The organism is Rhodococcus sp. UNC23MFCrub1.1 (assembly GCF_000686025.1).
Lineage (GTDB): Bacteria > Actinomycetota > Actinomycetes > Mycobacteriales > Mycobacteriaceae > Rhodococcoides.
Genome location: NZ_JMLQ01000003.1, coordinates 22,356 through 40,348 on the forward strand (window position 1 = coordinate 22,356; position 17,993 = coordinate 40,348).

Annotated in this window: 17 protein-coding genes; 11 read left to right on the top strand and 6 right to left on the bottom strand. The window is 69.2% G+C overall.

The genetic code is table 11. The features are described from left to right. The first annotated feature begins 4 nt into the window (after positions 1 to 4). The 3 genes from BR07_RS0108025 (at position 5) to BR07_RS0108035 (ending at position 3,463) form a co-directional block, all read left to right on the top strand. Positions 5 to 1,447 (top strand): NCS2 family permease, encoded by a 1,443-nt coding sequence (locus BR07_RS0108025; protein ID WP_027504991.1) that lies wholly within the window; start codon positions 5 to 7, stop codon positions 1,445 to 1,447. Then, positions 1,447 to 2,520 (top strand): XdhC family protein, encoded by a 1,074-nt coding sequence (locus BR07_RS0108030; protein WP_027504992.1) that lies wholly within the window; start codon positions 1,447 to 1,449, stop codon positions 2,518 to 2,520. The genes BR07_RS0108025 and BR07_RS0108030 overlap by 1 nt, the downstream gene beginning before the upstream one ends. 91 nt (positions 2,521 to 2,611) lie before the next feature. Further along, a complete protein-coding gene (locus tag BR07_RS0108035; RefSeq protein WP_027504993.1) occupies positions 2,612 to 3,463 on the top strand; it encodes a type IV toxin-antitoxin system AbiEi family antitoxin domain-containing protein in 852 nt (283 codons plus the stop codon). A gap of 35 nt (positions 3,464 to 3,498) precedes the next feature. Here BR07_RS0108035 and alc read toward each other — a convergent pair whose 3' ends face one another. From alc to BR07_RS0108065, 6 genes are read right to left on the bottom strand one after another with little or no spacing between them, the layout of a single operon-like run. Next, complete coding sequence (alc, locus tag BR07_RS0108040; RefSeq protein WP_027504994.1) at positions 3,499 to 4,524, bottom strand: allantoicase; 1,026 nt, start codon at positions 4,522 to 4,524, stop codon at positions 3,499 to 3,501. Beyond that, positions 4,521 to 5,642, bottom strand: coding sequence for a glycerate kinase (locus BR07_RS0108045; RefSeq protein WP_027504995.1), 1,122 nt, complete (start codon positions 5,640 to 5,642; stop codon positions 4,521 to 4,523). Before BR07_RS0108045 ends, alc begins: the two co-directional genes overlap by 4 nt. 2 nt (positions 5,643 to 5,644) lie before the next feature. Next, complete coding sequence (gene gcl / locus BR07_RS0108050; RefSeq protein WP_027504996.1) at positions 5,645 to 7,444, bottom strand: glyoxylate carboligase; 1,800 nt, start codon at positions 7,442 to 7,444, stop codon at positions 5,645 to 5,647. Continuing rightward, positions 7,441 to 8,325: a 2-hydroxy-3-oxopropionate reductase gene (locus BR07_RS0108055; protein ID WP_027504997.1), complete on the bottom strand. Its 885-nt coding sequence runs from the start codon at positions 8,323 to 8,325 to the stop codon at positions 7,441 to 7,443. The genes gcl and BR07_RS0108055 overlap by 4 nt, the downstream gene beginning before the upstream one ends. Before the next feature lie 9 nt (positions 8,326 to 8,334). Beyond that, the gene (locus BR07_RS0108060; RefSeq protein ID WP_027504998.1) at positions 8,335 to 9,147 is read right to left on the bottom strand and encodes a hydroxypyruvate isomerase family protein; all 813 of its coding nucleotides are present in this window, start codon (positions 9,145 to 9,147) and stop codon (positions 8,335 to 8,337) included. After that, on the bottom strand, positions 9,144 to 9,551 hold the full coding sequence (locus BR07_RS0108065) for an allophanate hydrolase-related protein (RefSeq protein ID WP_027504999.1): 408 nt from the start codon (positions 9,549 to 9,551) through the stop codon (positions 9,144 to 9,146). The genes BR07_RS0108060 and BR07_RS0108065 overlap by 4 nt, the downstream gene beginning before the upstream one ends. A 157-nt stretch (positions 9,552 to 9,708) precedes the next feature. Here BR07_RS0108065 and uraD point away from each other — a divergent pair, with 157 nt between their 5' ends. The 8 genes from uraD to smc are packed head-to-tail and all read left to right on the top strand — an operon-like array spanning position 9,709 to position 17,991. Then, positions 9,709 to 10,218 carry a 2-oxo-4-hydroxy-4-carboxy-5-ureidoimidazoline decarboxylase gene (gene uraD, locus BR07_RS0108070; protein ID WP_037185273.1) on the top strand — a complete coding sequence of 170 codons (510 nt, stop codon included), beginning with the start codon at positions 9,709 to 9,711 and terminating at the stop codon, positions 10,216 to 10,218. Next, complete coding sequence (gene uraH, locus BR07_RS0108075) at positions 10,215 to 10,553, top strand: hydroxyisourate hydrolase (protein WP_027505001.1); 339 nt, start codon at positions 10,215 to 10,217, stop codon at positions 10,551 to 10,553. The genes uraD and uraH overlap by 4 nt, the downstream gene beginning before the upstream one ends. A gap of 2 nt (positions 10,554 to 10,555) precedes the next feature. Continuing rightward, positions 10,556 to 11,449, top strand: a complete 894-nt coding sequence (gene pucL, locus BR07_RS0108080) for a factor-independent urate hydroxylase (RefSeq protein WP_027505002.1) — start codon at positions 10,556 to 10,558, stop codon at positions 11,447 to 11,449. 9 nt (positions 11,450 to 11,458) lie between these two features. Then, entirely contained in the window at positions 11,459 to 12,832 is a 1,374-nt protein-coding gene (locus BR07_RS23830) for a nucleobase:cation symporter-2 family protein (protein WP_081821167.1), read from the top strand. Positions 12,833 to 12,868: 36 nt separating this feature from the next. After that, positions 12,869 to 13,633 (top strand): IclR family transcriptional regulator, encoded by a 765-nt coding sequence (locus tag BR07_RS0108090; RefSeq protein WP_027505003.1) that lies wholly within the window; start codon positions 12,869 to 12,871, stop codon positions 13,631 to 13,633. A 13-nt stretch (positions 13,634 to 13,646) separates the two neighbouring features. Then, entirely contained in the window at positions 13,647 to 14,057 is a 411-nt protein-coding gene (locus BR07_RS0108095) for an OsmC family protein (protein ID WP_027505004.1), read from the top strand. After that, on the top strand, positions 14,054 to 14,338 hold the full coding sequence (locus BR07_RS0108100; protein ID WP_027505005.1) for an acylphosphatase: 285 nt from the start codon (positions 14,054 to 14,056) through the stop codon (positions 14,336 to 14,338). The genes BR07_RS0108095 and BR07_RS0108100 overlap by 4 nt, the downstream gene beginning before the upstream one ends. Before the next feature lie 29 nt (positions 14,339 to 14,367). After that, positions 14,368 to 17,991, top strand: a complete 3,624-nt coding sequence (gene smc / locus BR07_RS0108105) for a chromosome segregation protein SMC (RefSeq protein WP_027505006.1) — start codon at positions 14,368 to 14,370, stop codon at positions 17,989 to 17,991. Positions 17,992 to 17,993: the final 2 nt, after the last annotated feature.

Sequence of the window (17,993 nt, forward strand, 5' to 3'; positions counted from 1 at the left end):
CCTCATGACGAAACTCGATCCCGCGACGACGGTGGGCAGCGGCGGACGCCGCTCCCGACTCGACACCTTCTTCTCCATCACGATGCGCGGCTCCACGATCACCCGTGAGATCCGCGGCGGCATCACGACGTTCGTCGCGATGGCCTACCTGATCGTGCTGATCCCGCTCATCATCGGCGACGCGCAGGACGTCACCGGTGCGACCCTCGACCCGGCACAGTTGAGCACCATGGTCGCGCTGTCGGCGGGGCTGACGACCGTGCTGATGGGCGTGGTGGGCAATGCGCCGCTCGCCATGGCGGCAGGGCTGGGAGTGACGCCGATCGTGGTGTTCCAGGCCGCGCCGTTCATGACCTGGCCCCAGGCCATGGGTCTCGTCGTCCTCGAAGGTGTCATCATCGTCGTCCTCGCGCTGACCGGTGTCCGCCAACTCATCATGGACGCGATCCCGCGCGTGCTGAAGCAGGCCATCGGAGTGGGCATCGGAGCGTTCATCGCTCTCATCGGTCTCGTCGACGCCGGGTTCGTCGGTTACGGCGACAACGCCTCCACCGCAGTCACACTCGGTATCTTCGGCAAGCTCGCAGGCTGGCCGGTCCTCGTGTTCTGCGTCGGCCTCGTGGTCATGATGGTGCTGTTCGTCCGGCGCGTCCCCGGTGCGATGCTCATCGGCATCTTCGTCGCTACCAACCTCGCCATCGTGCTGAACTCCGTGGTCGACATCGACCCACGCGCATGGGGTCCCGTGGTGCCCTCGGTACCCGATTCCATCGTCGCCACACCGCGATTCGACCTGCTGTTCGAGGTGGACGTGTTCGGCGGCTTCGCCCGCGCCGGCGTCGTCACCGCGTCGGTCGTGTTGTTCACGCTGGTGCTCTCGGGCTTCTTCGACGCCATGGGAACCATCCTCGGAGTGGGCGAGGAAGCCGGTCTCGTCGACAAGCAGGGCCGGCTGCCCGGACTGAGCCGTATCCTCACCGTCGACGGCATCGGCGCCATCCTCGGCGGCGCGATCAACGGATCCGCCAACACCGCGGTGGTCGAATCGGCCGCCGGAGTCGCGGAGGGTGCTCGCACGGGACTGGCCAGCGTGGTCACCGGTGGACTGCTCACCAGCCTCATCTTCTTCACACCACTCGCCGGCGTCGTCCCGGTCGGCGCGGCCGCTCCCGCGCTGGTACTCGTCGGCGCGTTGATGATGACCCACGTCCGCAAGATCGACTGGGAGGACACCGAGATCGCGATCCCGGCCTTCCTGACCATCGTGCTCATGCCCTTCACGTACTCGATCACGGTCGGTGTGGCGGCAGGGGTGTTGTCCTACACGATCATCCGCCTGGCCAAGGGAAAGGTGCGGCAGACGCACTGGCTGCTGTACGTCATGAGCGCGGTGTTCGTCGTGTACTTCGCACTGCACCCCATCGAGGAAGCGCTGGGCATCTCCTGATGCGGGACATCGCGGACCGGTTGATGGCCTGGCACGACGCGGGACTGGCGTACGCCGTCGCGACCGTCGTCGCCGTCTCGGGCAGCGCGCCCCGGTCACCCGGTGCCGCGATGGCCGTCGCCTCCGACGGACAGGTGGTGGGCAGCGTGTCGGGCGGCTGCGTCGAGGGTGCCGTCTACGCGCTCTGCGAGGAGGTCCTGGAGACCGGCGTCGCGGTCCGCCGGAGTTTCGGCTACAGCGACGACGACGCGTTCGCCGTCGGTCTCACCTGCGGGGGCGAGATCGAGGTGTTCGTCTCGCCGGCGCCCGACCCCGCGGTCCTGCGGTCGTTCGACGGCGCCGTCGCCACCGTTCAGCTCCTCGACTCCGTCGGCACGGTCCTGGCCGTGCGGCCGGACCGGCACGTCGGATCGACCGGCTTCGCCGACATCGACCGCATCGCGGTCGACGAGGCCCGCGCCATGCTGGACACCGGGTCCACCGGAATCCGTTCCGTTCGTTGCCGACCCGGTGTGGAGATGTTCGTCGCGTCGTATGCCGAGCCGCCGCGACTGCTCGTCTTCGGTGCCATCGATCATGCCGGCGCTCTGGCCCGGCTCGGTACCTTCCTCGGCTACCGCGTGACGGTGTGCGACGCGCGCCCGGTGTTCGCCACACGGGCACGGTTTCCGGACGCCGACGAGGTGATCGCCGAATGGCCGCACTCCTATCTCGCGCGCACCGAGGTCGACGCGCGCACGGTGGTGTGCGTCCTGACCCACGACGCGAAGTTCGACGTGCCGCTGCTCGAGGTCGCGCTCAGGTTGCCGGTGGCGTTCGTCGGGGCGATGGGATCGAGGCGGACCCACCGTGACCGGCTGGCACGGCTGCGCGAGGTGGGGATGACCGAGACCGAACTGTCTCGACTGCGGTCACCCGTCGGCCTCGACCTGGGTGCGAGTACACCCGAGGAGACCGCGGTGGCCATCGCGGCGGAGTTCGTGGCAGCGCGGCGCGGCGGCAGTGGCATGTCCCTGACACTCGGGGACGGCCCGATCCACCACGCGACCGTGCCCGACCGTCGTCAGGCGTAGCCGAGTTGTGTGCAGTGATCCGCGGTGGGCGCGGATCACTGCACACAGGCGGACCGGGAACGACCGTGCCGCCCTGCGCGTCGAACCACTCGTGATCGACAGACTGCTCGCGGCTCAGGACGGCGTGGTCACGTCCGCACACGCTCGAGCTGCCGGCCTGAGCTCGGACGCTCTCGAACGACGAGTCCGCTCGGGACGGTGGCGACGGGTGAGTCCCGGCGTGTACGTCGCCCTCGACCGACCGTTCACCGACACAGCGCGGGTGCGGTGCGCAGTGTGGTCGACCACCAGCGGAGTGCTCACCGGGACGAGCGCCGCGTTCTGGTTGGGCCTGACGACGCATCTCTCGCCGCTGGTCGAGGTCACCGTTCCGCTCACCGCGTCGGGACGCCCCGCGCCGGGGGTTCGGTTGCGCCGCCGCACTCTCGATGCGGCAGACATCGTCGAGGTCCGCCGTGTCCGCGTCTCCGGTCTGGCGCTGACGGTGCTCGAGGCATCCGTCGTTCTCGGCCAGGAGGTCATGGACCGGCAGCTGCAGCGGCACGCGACTCTTCTGGGCCTACGGCGGGCGCAGGACCGCAATCGCGGACGACACGGCAGCACGGAAGCAGAGCGGTTGTTGCGGGCGGCCGAGTCCGGCGCTCGATCGGAGGCGGAGCGACTCGTTGTTCGCCTGCTCACCGTATCCGGGCTCCGCGGGTGGGTGGTGAACCATCCGTTCGGCGGGTACGTGCTCGACATCGCGTTCCCGTTGCAGCGCTTGGCGATCGAGATCGACAGGTGGGCATTCCACTCCGACAGCGCGGCCTTCCACCGTGACCGTATCCGGCAGAACGTGCTGAGCGCGTCGTGGACGGTGCTGCGCTACACCTGGCGCGACCTGACCGAGCGTCCCGGCGACGTGATCGCGGAGATCCGCGCGTTCGTCGATCGTGTGCAGTGATCCGCGCCCACCGCGGATCACTGCACACAACTCGGCTACTCGGTGGGACGCGAGGACGACCAGCGTTCGCGGGCCGCGGTGGCCGAGGCGTCGTCGAGCTCACCGAACAGCCGCAGCCGCGACAGTCCGCCGTCCGGGTAGACGTCCAGACGCAGGTGCGTCGCGGCAGGCGAGGTATCCAGGGCGAACCGGTGCCGTGTGTCCGGAGCGACGGCCGTTCGCGGTAGCAGTTCGTGCCACGCGCCCTCGTCGTGGACGTCGGCGGTGCGCGCGTCCACGGTGGTGACACGGACCCACCCGGGGGCATTACCGACGTAGTAGCTCGTGTCCACCTCGAGGTGGCGGGGAACGCCGGCGGCCGCCATCGCGAACACCGCGAAGTCGTTGCCTCCGTGTCGTCGTCGCGCGTTCTCCCAGCCCTCACCCATGTTGCGGGCGCGGCCCGGCATGATGATGTTGGCCGGCGAGGAGTAGAACGCGTCGGAGCACTCCGTCAGGACAGCGCCGTTCTCCGCGGCGAGCAGGTCGACCGTCCCCGTCAGGAACCTCGGGTCCGGGACCACCTCGCCGTGCACCCGGAGTCGGGCCACGCCCCCGTCGGGAAAGATGTTGAGGCGCACATGTGTCCACCGGTGATGATCGTCGACGCTGTAGGCGTTCGCGGTGCCGCCGAGTGCCGGCGATCTCTCGACGAGGGTGTGCCAGTCGGCCTTCTCCAGCTCCTCGCTCGACGGGTGGCCCTCGACGCAGGCTCCGTCGACGGACACGAACGGCGGGTAGTTGCCGAGGAAGTGTGCCGTGTCGACGATGACGCCGTGCACGATGCCGGCGGCACCGAGTCGAACGATCGCCCAGTCGTGTCCGTCGTCCCGGCGGCGACGGGTCTCCCACCCGTCGTAGACCTTGCCCTTGTGCCCGAAGTCGTGGGGATCGAAGAACGGGGGTTCCGGCCGGATCAGGTTCTCCCGCTGGGCGAACAGTTCGTCGTTCGCCGCGCTGACGCTTCCTCCCAGGGCGCGGGAGGCGAGGTCGACATGGGCGGTGAACGCAGCGGTGGTCATGAAACTCCTTCGGTGAGGTACGAGGTGGCGATGGTCGCGCCGATCCGCCGGAGCAGCGTCGGAGCGCGGCGCATCGACGCGGCGAGATCGGGTTCGAGATCGGCGAGCGAGTAGGAGCGGACGATGCCGTGGTCGGGTAGGCGATCGGGTGCGAGCGTGATTCGGCCGGCGACGGCGATCACCGGGATGCCTTCGTCGCGGGCGACGTGGGCGACGCCGACCGGGACTTTGCCGTGCAGGCTCTGCTCGTCCAGCGATCCCTCACCGGTGACCACGAGGTCCGCCGACGCCAGTCGGCGACGGAAGTCGACCAGGTCGAGCACGGTGTCGATTCCGGACCGCACCGTCGCTCCGAGCACTGCCATCGCGCCGAAGGCAGTTCCGCCGGCTGCGCCCGCACCGGGCCGATCGGCGTGGGCAGCGCCCGCGACCTCCGCCCATCGCGTCATCGCCTGCTCGAGGACACGCACTGCGTCCGGGCCGGCGCCCTTCTGTGGTGCGTACACGGCGGTGGCGCCCGCAGGGCCGAGCAGTGGATTGTCGACGTCGCACGCGAGTTGGAAGGAGACACCGGCCACCGCGGACGTCATCGCGTCGAGATCCAACGTCGCCGCCTCGCGTAACGCCTCACCGCCGCCGGTGATCCCACGGCCACGGGCGTCGAGGATACGCACACCCAGTCCGCGGAGCATACCGGCGCCGCCGTCGGTGGAGGCGCTGCCGCCCAGCCCGATGACGATGGTCCGGGCGCCGTCGCCGAGAGCGTGTCGGATGACCGTCCCGAGTCCGAAAGTACTGGTGTCCAACGCGTTCGGGGCACCGCCGGGCAGTAGCGACAGTCCCACCGTCGACGCGAGTTCGACGACCGCGGTGGCTCCCCGCCGCGCGTACGAGGAGTCGACAGGCGTGCCCGTCGGACCGGTCGTGGACACGGGCACGCGGTCCCACCCGGCGGCGACGGCGGCGTCGACCGTGCCGTCGCCGCCGTCCGCCACCGGCAGTCGCACGACGTCCCACGACGGTGCGGCGGTCGCGATGCCCTCGGCCAGGGCATCGGCGACCTCGATCGCCGTCGCCGATCCCTTGAACTTGTCGGGCGAGAGGAGAACGCGCGGCATCCTCAGTCCAACATCAGCAGTGCCGTGGGTGCATCGGCGGACGATCGCGCGAGATCCTCGAACTCGCCGACATTGTCCAGCTCGGTGCCCATCGCGATGTTCGTGACGCGCTCCAACACGATCTCGACGACGACGGGGACCTTGTGCTCGGCCGCCAGGGTGCGGGCCGAGGCGAGTGCGTCCGCGATCGCATCCGGGTCGGTGACGCGCAACGCCTTGCAGCCCAGCCCCTCCGCGACGGCGACATGATCGACGCCGTAGCCCTTGGGGATGCCCGGTTCACCGTCGACCGGGTCGTGGTGATTGATGTTGTCGAAACCGAGCTGCACACAGAAGTCCATGTCGAAGGCACGCTGGGCCTGTCGGATCAGACCGAGGTACGAATTGTTCACCAGCACGTGCACGTAGGGCAGGTTGAACTGCGCGCCGACGGCCAACTCCTCGATCATGAACTGGAAGTCGTAGTCGCCCGAGAGACCCACGACGGGGGTGCTCGGGTCCGCCGCGACCACACCGAGCGCGGCGGGGATCGTCCACCCCAGTGGACCGGCCTGGCCACAGTTGATCCAGTTGCGCGGCTCGTACACGTGCAGGAACTGTCCGCCCGCGATCTGCGACAGCCCAATCGTCGTGACGTAGCGGGTGTCCCGGCCGAAGACGCGGTTCATCTCCTCGTACACGCGCTGCGGCTTGATCGGGACGTCGTCGAAGTGCGTGCGACGCTGCATGGTCCGCTTCCGCGTCGCGCACTCCTCCACCCAGCCCGTGAGGTCGCGGAGCGCACCGGCCGCGCGGCGGTCACGTGCGACGGCCACGAACTGTTCCAGTGCTGCCGCAGCGTCCGAGATGATGCCGTAGTCGGGGGCGAACACCCGTCCGATCTGAGTCGGCTCGATGTCGACGTGGACGAACGTCCGCGTCCCGCGGTAGGTGTCCAGGCCACCGGTGTGTCGGTTGGCCCACCGGTTCCCGATGCCGATGACGAAGTCCGAGGCGAGCAGCGTCGCGTTGCCGTAACGGTGCGAGGTCTGGAGCCCGACCATCCCCGCGGCGAGGCGATGATCGTCGGGAATGGTGCCCCAGCCCATCAGCGTGGGGATCACGGGGACGTTCAGGATCTCGGCCAACTCGACCAGGAGGTCCGATGCGGCGGCGTTGACGATGCCTCCGCCGGCGACGATCAACGGTCGCTCGGCGGCGAGCAGCATGTCGATCGCCTTCTCCGCCTGTGCCCGCGAGGCACGCGGCTTGTGCACCGGCAGTGACTGATACGTGTCGGGGTCGAACTCGATCTCGGCCATCTGCACATCGATGGGCAGGTCGATCAGGACGGGCCCCGGGCGCCCGGACCGCATCAGGTGGAACGCTTGCGCGAAAGCGCCGGGCACCTGCGCGGGCTCGAGGACCGTCATGGCCATCTTCGTCACCGGTGCGGCGATCGACGCGATGTCGACGGCCTGGAAGTCTTCCTTGTGCAGTCGGGCCACCGGTGCCTGGCCCGTGATGGCCAGTACGGGAACGGAATCCGCCATCGCGGAGTAGAGACCGGTGATCATGTCGGTGCCGGCGGGCCCGGAGGTGCCGATGCAGATGCCGATGTTTCCGGCCTTCGCCCGCGTGAACCCCTCCGCCATGTGGGACGCGCCCTCGACGTGGCGGGCCAGCACGTGCCGGATGCCGCCGTGCGCCCGCATGGCCGAGTAGAAGGGGTTGATCGCGGCGCCGGGCAGACCGAACGCGGTGGTGGCGCCCTCGAGTTCGAGAATCTTCACCGCGGCGTCGGCCGCGCGCATGCGGGTCATCGGCTCGCCTTCCCGGACAGCTGCTCGACGCCGCGGAACAGGGCCGAGTGGTCGAGTCCGCCGTCACCGTTCGCGCGTGCCGACGCCATCAGCTGGGCGAGCAGGGCACCCATCGGCGTGACGACACCCGCCTCGCGTGCCGCGGAGCCGACGATGCCGAGGTCCTTGTGGTGCAGGTCGATCCGGAACCCGGGCTCGAACGATCGGTCGAGCATCTTCTGTGCCTTCTGCTTCAGGACTGCCGATCCGGCGAGGCCGCCCCCGAGAACCTCGACGGCGGCGCGCATGTCGACGCCGTAGGCCTCGAGGAAGACGATCGCCTCCGCGAGCACCTGGATGTTGCCGGCCACGATCAATTGGTTGGCGGCCTTGACGGTCTGCCCGGAGCCGTTGGGTCCGACGTGGACGACGGTCGAGCCCACCACGTCGAGAATGGGCCTGGCCGACTCGACGTCCTCGGCGGTGCCGCCCACCATGATCGACAGGGCCCGGTTCTCGGCGCCGGCCTGACCGCCGGACACCGGCGCGTCGATGATGCGGAACCCTCGTGACCGGGCCTCCTGCGCCAGCGCGCTGGTGACGTCCGGTCGGATGCTGGAGAAGTCGATGATCAGGGCGTCTGCAGGTGCGTTGTCGAACACCCCGCCCTCGCCGGTGAGGACGTCCTGGACGTCGGGGGAGTCGGGCACCATGACCGCGATGACGTCCGCGCCGGTCACCGCCTTGGCGATCGACTCGGCCGCGGTGCCGCCGGCCTCGACCAGTGGTGCGGTGCGGTCGGGTGTGAGGTTGTACCCGACCACCTGATGGCCGGCCTGTGCGAGGTGGACGGCCATGGGGCTGCCCATGATGCCGAGTCCGATGAATGCGATGGTGCTCATGGCGGATCCTTACGTGGAGTGCGAGTGGGTGAGCCAGTCGAAGGCGGTGTCCCGAGCGGCCTTGTATTCGAGTCCGATGACACCGCGGTAGCCGTTCTCGGCGAGGCGCGCGAGGTGCGCGTCCAGATCGAGGGCGCCGCTGCCGGGTGCACCGCGACCGGGCGCGTCAGCAATTTGGACGTGTCCGATCAGGGCGGCCCGGGTGTCGATGACCGCGGCGACGTCGTCACCGTTGACGTCGAGGTGGTACAGGTCGGCGAGCAGTCGGAGCGAGTCGACGCCGCGGGCGGCGACCCGGTCGATCACGGCGACCGCGTCCGCGGCCGTCGTCAGCGGGTAGGCGGGAGCTCCGCTCACCGGCTCGATCAGGACGACTCCACCGAGTCGGGCGACGGCGGTGCCGGCGGCCACCAGGTTGTCGGTGGCGACGCGGTCCTGTTCGACGGGATCGACCCCCTCCAGCCGATTGCCGTAGAGCGCGTTGAACGCTCGGGTACCGAGTCGCTCACCGATTCCGACCGTGACGTCGATGTTGTCGCGGAACGCCGCGATCTGTGCCGGGTCTGACAGGATTCCCCGATCACCGGCCGGCATGTCGCCCGCGGCGAAGTTCAGCCCGGTCAGTCGGACCCCGGCATCCTCGACCGCGGTGACGAAGGCGTCCACCTCGCGGTCGGCGGGCACGGGAGAGGCGAAGGGCCACCAGAACTCGACGGCGTCGAAGCCGAGATCCCGAGCGAGCCGAGGGCGTTCGAGGAGGGGCACCTCGGTCAACAGGATCGAGCAGTTGACCGCGTACGTCCACGTCTCGCCGCCGCTCACGAGACGTCGCCGGACGACGGGGCGGTGAGCCCGCAATACCGCCGCCAGCTGCCGGCGGCGGTGATGTCGGTCAGGCCCGTGTGGTCGTCGAGCAGTATGCCGGGCCGAAGACCCACGGCGAGAACGGAATCACCGTTCTCGAGCTGCACGACCGTTAGTTCGAGCTCGGGTGGCTCGTCGGGCAGGAACCGAGCGCGGATGTCGTTCATCGGGACGTCGTACAGCTCACCCTCGATGGCGGCGCCGCCGTCCGGGGCGAGCACCAGGGCCGGGAACTCGTCCCGTACCGAGTAGAAGCGGTAGTCGGGTGTGGTGCGCACGGTGCCGAGGAAGGTGTGGGCGGCGACGTTGTGGTGCAGAACGCCACCACGCATAGCGTCGCCGTTGCAGAAGAGTCGAGCCATCGAATGGACCTCCAGAATCCGTATTGTGGAATAATTATTCCGCGGATGCGTCGAGTGTCACGGGTCACAGTGGGGATGTCAACCCCTGGACCGCGCCGTGCGAGGCGCTGCGGATCGAGGGTTGACAGCGCGTGTGACCGCTGTCACTCTTCGTTCTATGGAATTGCTGTTTCGCGATACGGAATTCAAGACCCCCGCGAATGATGGCGGAGAAGAGCACCTCCGACACTGCCTCGACATCCCCCGGTGGGGCCGGGCGCTGCTCGCGCTGACGCCCTTCGCGGACGAGAGATCGCTGCACACCGCGGTGATGTCGGTGGCCGCCCCGTTCACGCCCGCCGAGATCGACGGTGCGCTCCGGCACCATCCGCGCATCGGGGACCGGCCCGTCGGTGACGGCGCCGGCGCCGCGTTCGCACGCTCGGAGCAGTCCGGCGTGGACAGCTCCGATGCGCGGGTCGGCGCTCGGCTCGCCGCCGGCAACGAGGAGTACGAATCGCGATTCGGTCGAGTGTTCCTCGTCAGAGCGGCCGGCCGGAGTGCTGCCGACGTGCTCGCCGAGCTCGATCGGCGGCTGGGTCACGACGAGTCGACCGAACTCCGCGAGATCGAGGACGCTCTGCGTCAGATCGCCGCTGTGCGGCTCCTGGGACCGGGTGTCCTGTGACCGAGCCCGCTCACGTCACGACGCACGTACTCGATGCAGCCGATGGTGTTCCCGCACAGGGCGTGTCGGTGGTACTGGTGCGTGAACGCGACGGCGTGACCCTGGCCTCGCGCGTGACGGACGCGCAGGGGCGCATCACCGATCTCGGTCCCGCCCGCCTCGAACCGGGCGTCTACCGGCTGACCTTCGACACCGCGTCCTACTTCACGCGCGGGGGCCGTCCGACCTTCTATCCACGGATCGACATCGCCGTCGACATCCGTTCCGCCGACGAGCACTACCACGTACCGATCCTTCTCAGCCCGTTCGCGTACACGACCTATCGAGGGAGCTAGACATGAGCACGATCGTTCTCGGAGCCAACCAGTACGGCAAGGCCGAATGCCGCCTCGTGCGCATCGACAGGGAGACCCCGCGCCACCGCATCACCGACATCTCGGTCACGTCGCAGTTGCGAGGAGATCTGTCCGCGGCGCACACCGACGGCGACAACGGTCGTGTCGTCGCGACCGACACACAGAAGAACACCGTGTACGCGTTCGCACGCCACGGGATCGGTGCCATCGAGGAGTTCGCGCTGCGTCTCGGGCGGCACTTCACGACCGATTTCGACTGGATCACCGGCGGCCGCTGGGAGATAGAGCAGTACTCGTGGGACCGCATCCCGACGGGACCGGAAGGGCACGATCACTCCTTCGTCCGTGCCGGCGACGAGAAGCGCACCACCATCGTGACCGTGGACGGCGACGACACCTGGATCGTCTCGGGCCTCAGCGATCTCGTGGTGCTCAAGTCGACGGGCTCGGAGTTCTGGGGCTTCCCCACCGACAGATACACCACTCTGCAGGAGACGACGGATCGCATCCTCGCCACCTCGGTGAGTGCACGGTGGCGGTACCTCACCACCGAGCTCGATTTCGACAAGACGTTCACCGACGTCCGCTCCATCATGCTCGAGACCTTCGCGACGGTGCATTCACTGGGGTTGCAGCAGAGCCTGTTCCAGATGGGGACGAAAGTTCTGGAGGCGCATCCCGAGATCGGCGAGATCAGATTCTCGATGCCCAACAAACACCACTTCCTCGTCGACCTGGAACCGTTCGGGCTCGACAACCCCGGCGAGGTGTTCTACGCCGCGGACCGGCCCTACGGGCTCATCGAGGCCACCGTCGAACGTGACGACGCCCCCGACGCCGGCCGGGCGTGGGACACCGTCCCCGGATTCTGCTAGGAGACGGCGATGACACGCGCAGCGCACGATCCCGCCCGTCCGGAAGACGAGCGGCTGAGTCTCGGCAAGACGTACGTTTACGGCCTGCAACACATCCTGACGATGTACGGCGGGGTCATCGCGCCTCCGCTCATCGTCGGCGGCGCCGCCGGTCTGTCCGGTACCGACATCGCGATCCTGGTGTCGGCGGCCCTGTTCGTCAGCGGCGCGGCGACTATGCTGCAGACACTCGGGTTGCCGTTCGTGGGCGCCAAGCTACCTCTCGTGCAGGGAATCTCGTTCGCCTCCGTGTCCACGATGGTGGCCGTCGCGAGTGGGCCCGGTGGGCTGAACGCGGTGTTCGGCGCCATCATCGCCGCCGGTGCCATCGGCATCCTCGTCACACCGTTCTTCAGCAGGATCGTCCGCTTCTTCCCACCGGTGGTCACCGGCACCATCATCACGGTCATCGGAATCTCGTTGCTGCCCGTGGCCTGTCGGTGGGCCATGGGTGGGACGGAGTCCGCGCCGGACTGGGGGTCGACCTCGAACATCGGGTTGGCCGGTGTCAGTCTCCTCGTCGTCCTCGTCGTCAGCCGGTTCGCGCAGGGCACAGTGTCGCGCCTGTCCATCCTGATCGGCATCGTCGTCGGCACGATCGTCGCGTCGCTCGTCGGCGAGGCCGACTTCGGTGACGTGGGCACGGGCGCGATCTTCAGTGTCCCGGAGCCGTTCGCCTTCGGGACGCCCGTCTTCCAGATCGGGGCGATCATCTCGATGGTCGTGGTCATCCTGGTGATCATGACCGAGACGACGGCCGACATCCTCGCGGTGGGCGAGATCGTCGGCACCGACGTCGATTCCCGCCGCGTCGGGGACGGTCTCCGGGCCGACATGCTCGCCACCACCGTTGCCCCGATCTTCGGGACGTTCCCCGCGAGTGCCTTCGCACAGAACGTCGGCCTCGTGGCGGTGACGGGCATCAAGAGCAGGTTCGTGGTCGCCGCCGGTGGATCGGTCCTGCTGGTGCTCGGGTTGTTTCCCGTCCTCGGACGTCTCGTCGCCGCGGTACCACTGCCCGTGCTGGGCGGCGCCGGCATCGTGTTGTTCGGTTCGGTGGCGGCGAGCGGCATTCGCACCCTGTCGAAGGTCGACTTCGACGGCAACCTGAATCTCGTGATCGTGGCCGTGGCCATCGGATTCGGCGTGCTTCCCATCGCCGTGCCCGGATTCTGGTCGGCGTTCCCGGAGTGGGTGCACGTGGTGTTCGACTCGGGAATCAGCGCGGCGAGCATCGTCGCGGTGATCCTCAACATCTTCTTCAACGAGATCACTGCCGGTCGACGGTCGTCGCCGTCGGTGGTCGCAGCGGCACCACCCATCGTGGTCGAGCGAAGTGAATGAGCCGTTTCTTCCGCCTGGTGGAATAGGCTCGGCGGCATGGAGTCCAGTGGCGGCGTGCAGTCGGTCGAGCGCGCGTTCGACCTTCTCGAGATCATGGCCGGTGCGGGCGGTTCGGTCGGTGTCAGCGAGCTGGCCGAGGCGGCCGAGCTGCCGATGCCGACCATCCACCGTCTGCTCAAGACCCTGGTGGCGCTGGGATACGCACGCCGACTCCCGTCGCGCCGGTACGCCCTGGGGACACGGCTCATCGCCCTCGGTGAGCGATCCGCCAAGCTCATCGGCTCGTGGGCTCGTCCCTATCTGGCGGAGCTCGTGTCGATCACGCACGAGACGTCCAACATGGCGTTCCTCGAGGACGACATGGCCGTGTACGTCGCGCAGGTGCCGTCCGAGCATGCGATGCGCATGTTCAACGAGGTGGGTCAGCGCGTGTTCCCGCACAGCACCGGGGTGGGAAAGGCGTTGCTCGCGCAGCTGCCCGACGAGGAGGTGCTCGCACTGCTCGCCCGGACGGGGATGGCGCCGAAGACGGTCAACACTCACACCACACCCGCGGCGCTCCTCGCAGATCTCGCCGTGATCCGCGAGCGCGGGTACTCCGTGGACGAGGGGGAGCAGGAAGTGGGGGTGCGGTGCTTCGCGGTTCCGGTGATCGGCGCCCCGACACTCACCGCGATCTCGATCGCGGGCCCGTCCGCCCGCGTCACCCCCGACACCGCGAACGACTATGTGCCACTGCTCGTCTCGGCCGCCGAACGACTGGCGAAGGACCTGGCCGCGGACGGTCTCGGTCGCCGCTGACTAGACTCGATCCATGGCTGAACTGTGGGTCGATCGCACCGGGACACGTCGTTACACCGGCAAGAGTTCGCGCGGTGCCGAAGTGCTCATCGGGTCCGAGGACGTCGAGGGTGTCTTCACTCCCGGTGAGCTGCTCAAGATCGCTCTCGCGGCATGCACGGGCATGAGCTCCGATCGTCCCCTCGCCCGCCGGCTCGGTGACGACTACGACGCGACCGTCCGGGTGTCGGGCGTCGCCGATCGTGACGAGGAGCGCTACCCGCGGCTCGAGGAGGTGCTGACGGTCGACCTCAGCGCCCTCGATCCGGAGGCCAGGGAACGGTTGCTCACCGTCGTCACCAAGGCAGTCGACAAGGTGTGCACGGTGGGGCGCACGTTGAAGGCGGGCACCGAGGTGGACCTCCGTATCGAGGTCGAGGAGTGACGGCAGTCGACCTCGAACGGCTGAGCGCGTGGGTCCACGGCAGTGTCCAGGGCGTCGGTTTCCGCTGGTGGACGCGGTCGCGCGCGTTGGAACTCGGGCTCGTCGGATCAGCGACCAACACGTCCGACGGCCGGGTGCACGTGGTCGCCGAGGGAGATCGAGCTGATCTCGAGGCGCTGCTCGCCGCTCTGCGATCGGGTGACACCCCGGGCTCGGTGACCACCGTGGTGGACAACTGGGAATCCGCGCGCGGCGGACTCGACGGGTTCGTCGAACGCTGAGAGAGCAGGGCTGGGTAGTCTGAACCGCCATGCACCTCAAGAGTCTGACGCTGAAGGGCTTCAAGTCCTTCGCCTCGGCGACGACTCTGCGTTTCGAGCCCGGCATCACCTGCGTGGTGGGGCCCAACGGATCGGGCAAGTCGAATGTCGTCGACGCGCTGACCTGGGTCATGGGGGAGCAGGGCGCGAAGGCGCTGCGCGGCGGCAAGATGGAGGACGTCATCTTCGCCGGCACGTCCGGCCGCGCCCCGCTGGGCCGGGCCGAGGTGACGCTGACCATCGACAACAGCGACGGCGCGCTGCCGATCGACTACTCCGAGGTCTCGATCACCCGCCGCATGTTCCGCGACGGTGCCGGCGAGTACGAGATCAACGGCAGCTCGTGCCGACTGATGGACGTCCAGGAACTGCTCAGCGACTCGGGTATCGGCCGTGAGATGCACGTCATCGTCGGTCAGGGTCGGCTCGCCGCCATTCTCGAGTCGCGGCCGGAGGACCGTCGCGCCTTCATCGAGGAGGCCGCCGGCGTCCTCAAGCACCGCAAGCGCAAAGAGAAGGCCGTCCGCAAGCTCGACTCCATGCAGGCCAACCTCGCGCGTCTGACGGACCTCACCACCGAACTGCGTCGGCAGCTCAAGCCCCTGGGCCGACAGGCCGAGGTGGCCCGGCGCGCGCAGACCGTGCAGGCGGACCTCCGCGACGCGCGCCTGCGCATCGCCGCCGACGATCTGGTGACACGCCGGACCGAACTGGCGGAACAGTCACACGACGAGACGAAGGCTCGCGAGGAGTACGCCGCTGTCCAGGACGCGTTGGCCGAGGGCGAGGCGGTGCTGGCCGAGGGCGAGCAGGACCTCGCGCGACTCACCCCGAGCGCGGAGGCGGCGGCGCAGACGTGGTTCCAGCTGTCCGCTCTCGCCGAGCGTGTCGGCGCCACCGTGCGCATCGCGACCGAGCGGGCACGTCACCTCGGTGACGAGCCGGAGGACCGCCGCGGTCCCGACCCGGACGAGCTCGAGCAGCGTGCGGACCGGGTCGCCGAGGAGGAGCTGCAGCTGACCGAGGCGGTGGAGTTCGCGCGCGCCACCCTCGATGCCGCGAGGGAGCAGCTCGCGGAACGGGAAGCGGCCGCGGCGGACGCGGAGCGCGCCCACGCCGCTGCCGTGCGCGCCGTCGCCGACCGCAGGGAGGGCCTCGCGCGGCTCTCCGGTCAGGTGGACGGGCTGCGCGCTCGGGCCGAGTCGTACGACACGGAGGTGGCCCGTCTCGCGACCGCGATCGAGGACGCGAAGCACCGCGGCGACGCCGCACAGGCCGAGTTCGACATCGTCCAGGAGAAGGTCGGCGAACTCGACGCCGGTGAGGCGGGACTGGACTCGCAGCACGAGAATGCTGTCGAGGCACTGGCCATCGCCGACGCCCGCGTCGCGGAACTGCAGACGGGAGAACGGGAGTCGAGCCAGCGAGTGGCATCGCTGCGCGCCCGGATCGACGCTCTCACGATGAACCTGGAACGCGGCGACGGCGGTGCGTGGCTGGGGGAGAAGCAACAGCACGGCGTCGTCGGCAGGTTGGGCGATCACCTCACCGTGCGGCCGGGCTACGAGGTGGCGGTGGCCGTGGCGCTGGGAGCCGCGGCCGACGCCGTGGTGGTCTCGTCGGTCGAGAACGCCCGCGAGGCGGTGTCGGCGCTCAAGAGCGAGGACGCCGGCCGCGCGGCGATCGTCTACCCCACGGGCGCGGCGTCCGAGGAGCGGACGATCGGCTCCGGCACCTCGATCCTGTCGGTGATCGAGGCGTCCGAGTCGGCGCGCGGCGCGCTCGCTTCGTTGTTGGCGGGCACCAGCGTCGTCGACACGCTGGAGGAGGCCACCGCCCTGGTCGAGGACAGCGCCGACGTGCGCGTCGTGACACGCGGCGGCGACCTGGTGGGGCGCGGGTGGATCACCGGTGGGTCGGACCGCCGACCCAGCACGCTCGAGGTGCAGGCGGCCATCGACGAGTCGGTGACCGAACTGGCGGCGACGGAGCGTCGGACCGAGGAACTCGCCGCGGCGCTGTCCGGGGCGCTCGCCGAACAGGCGGACCGCCGGGAGGCCGCCGATCAGGCGTTGGCCGCGCTCACGGAGTCCGACGCCGCGATGTCCGCGGTGTACGAGCGACTCGGCCGACTGGGCCAGGTCGCCCGTGTCGCGCATGCCGAGTCGACCCGGCTGCAGTCCCAGCGCGAACGGGCCGAGCATCAGCGGGACGAGGCGGTGACCGCGCTCGCCGAACTGGAGGAGCGCGTGCGCCGGGCCGAGGACGACCAGGGCGGCGACGCCGACGGGGACGGTGAGGCGGAGGAGTGGGCGCGGGCCCGCGAGGACGCTGCCGCAGCGGTCACCGAGGTGCGGTCCGTCGAGGTCGAGGCCAGATTGTCCCTACGCACCGCCGAGGAGCGCGCCGACTCGGTCCGCGGCAAGGCCGACCAGCTCCGTCGGCAGGCGCGGATGGAACGAGAAGGCCGTGCGCGAGCCGAGCGGGCACGGGCACGCCGCGTGCAGTCCGCTGCGGTGGCCGCCGCGGTCGCCGAGGCCGGGACTCGTGTCGCCGGACGGCTGGAGCGCGTCGTGGCGGACGCTGCCGTGCGCCGCGACGAACTGGCTCGCCGTCGTTCCGACCGAGCGGCCGAGCTGGACCGGACGCGGGAACAGGTTCGCGCCCTCGCCGCGCGCGCCACGCAGTTGACCGACGCGGTGCACCGCGACGAGGTGGCCAAGGCGCAGGCGGTGCTCCGCATCGAGCAGCTCGAACAGAACGTGGTGGAGCAGTTCTCCATCGCGCCCGACGACCTGATCGCCGAGTACGGACCCGACGTCACGCTGCCGCCGACCGACCTCGAGATGGCGGAGTACGAGCAGGCGAAGGAACGCGGCGAGCAGGTGGTGGCCCCGGCCCCGATGCCGTTCGACCGCGCGGAGCAGGAGCGCCGGGTCAAGCGTGCGGAGAAGGACCTCGCGACGCTGGGCAAGGTCAACCCGCTGGCTCTCGAGGAGTTCGCCGCCCTGGAGGAGCGCTACAACTTCCTGTCCACCCAGCTCGAGGACGTGAAGTCGGCGCGCAAGGATCTGTTGGGCGTGGTCGCGGACGTCGACGCCCGCATCCTGCAGGTGTTCACCGAGGCCTACGCCGACGTCGAGCGCGAGTTCGTCGGCGTCTTCGCCAAGCTCTTCCCGGGCGGTGAGGGCCGACTGGTACTGACCGACCCCTCGGACATGCTCACCACCGGCATCGAGGTCGAGGCCCGTCCGCCGGGCAAGAAGGTCAAGAGGTTGTCGCTGCTGTCCGGCGGCGAGAAGTCGCTCACCGCGGTCGCGATGCTCGTCGCCATCTTCCGGGCCCGGCCGTCCCCGTTCTACGTCATGGACGAGGTCGAGGCGGCGCTGGACGACACGAACCTCCGTCGCCTCATCGGCCTGTTCGAGCAGCTGCGGGAGAAGTCGCAGCTCATCGTCATCACGCACCAGAAACCCACCATGGAGGTGGCCGACGCGCTGTACGGCGTGAGCATGCGCGGCGACGGCATCACGACGGTGATCTCGCAGCGGTTGCCCAAGCGTGCCGTCCTCGAGCCCGCGGGGGAGGTGGCGACTCCCGGGCCACCGTCCTGACA